Source organism: Acinetobacter sp. YH12218 (assembly GCF_013417925.1).
Lineage (GTDB): Bacteria > Pseudomonadota > Gammaproteobacteria > Pseudomonadales > Moraxellaceae > Acinetobacter > Acinetobacter amyesii.
In genome coordinates this window covers 1-1,466 of sequence record NZ_VPDB01000160.1, presented here as the reverse complement: position 1 = coordinate 1,466, position 1,466 = coordinate 1, and the positions used below count along the sequence as shown (strand labels likewise).

The window sequence follows — 1,466 nt, the reverse complement described above, 5'->3', positions numbered from 1 at the left end:
AACTATGATGTACGACCTTTCATCATGCAGTCGAATGAAAGCGATTATGACTTTTTAACGCGTCTTTGGCGCAGTGAAGGCATCAATTGGCTCATCGATGAAGCGCAGCTGAAAGCACCACATTCCTCAGCGCCAATTGAAAAACAAAAACTCCGGCTGATTGATGACAATAGCCAATATCAAGCACTCAGCCGTCGTAGTATCCGCTTTCATCGCTCTAGTGCCACAGAAAAACAAGACAGCATCACCAGCTTGATCGGTGAACGTAGCATTCAACCGACTGCGGTCCATGTGCAGCGCTGGCAAGCCGATGGACTGAGCCAAGAAGAAGGCGCAGGCTCAGTTCAAAGCAAACATCAGCATAGCCAAAGCCAAGACAATGCCAGTTTAAGTTTGGAACAAGCATGGCATATCAGCCCTGCATGGATGCAAGACTTAAAAGGCGAAGACCAAGCTACCGCTTCATCAAACAGTCAGATTGAAAAACTGAATCAAAACCTAACGCGCTATCACGAGCTACAATCGAAAAAATTCAATGCACAATCGACTGTGCGTGATACACAAGTCGGTTATTGGTTTGAATTGAATGAACACCCAGAAATTGATCAACACAGTGGTGCAGACAAACAATTTTTAATCACAGAAAAGAAATTCTATAACCAAAATAACTTACCCAAAGACCTTACTGAACAAGTCAATCAACTGATTGAACAAAGTCAGTGGAACATTAAACCGATCCATGAACAGGCCGAGCGTCAGGCCAATCAGCTCACATTACAACGCCGCAATATTGCGACGGTTCCTGCATATAACCCACTCGAACACCGTCCAAGCACCCATCCGCAACGGGCTAAAGTCGTTGGGCCAAGTGGTGAAGAAATACATGTCGATGAATGGGGGCGTATCAAAGTCCGCTTCTTATTTACCCGTGGTGATGATCACAGCCATGATGGTGGTGCAGGCAGCAATGACAATGACACGGACTCTGCATGGGTAGATGTACTGACTCCATGGGCCGGTGAAGGCTATGGCGCACGCTTCTTGCCACGCATTAATGAAATCGTGGTCATCGATTTCTTTGACGGTAATATCGACCGACCATTTGTGGTGGGACGTATACATGAAGCACAGCGCAGTCCGACCCAATTTGATAGTAAAGGCAAACTGCCAGACACCAAAAAACTGGCTGGAATAAAAAGTAAGGAAGTCCAAGGTGAAGGCTTTGGACAACTGCGCTTTGATGACACCACAGGACAAATATCAACACAATTACAAAGTACCCATGGTGCCACTCAGCTTAACCTCGGTAACCTTAGTCATCCCAAAGAAACCGCAGAAAGTGCAGGGCGAGGTGAAGGCTTTGAACTGAGAACCGACCAATGGGGTGCAGTGCGAGCAGGACAAGGGCTCCTTGTCAGCACACACCCACAACAACAAGCAGCGGCAATGCACCTCGACGCACAAGC

Annotated in this window: 1 protein-coding gene; it reads left to right on the top strand. The window is 47.1% G+C overall.

Annotated features, from left to right (window positions below; genetic code table 11):
• Window positions 1-1,466, top strand: a 1,466-nt coding sequence (locus FTV03_RS17695) for a type VI secretion system Vgr family protein (RefSeq protein ID WP_180042408.1), incomplete at both ends; no start/stop codon positions are given.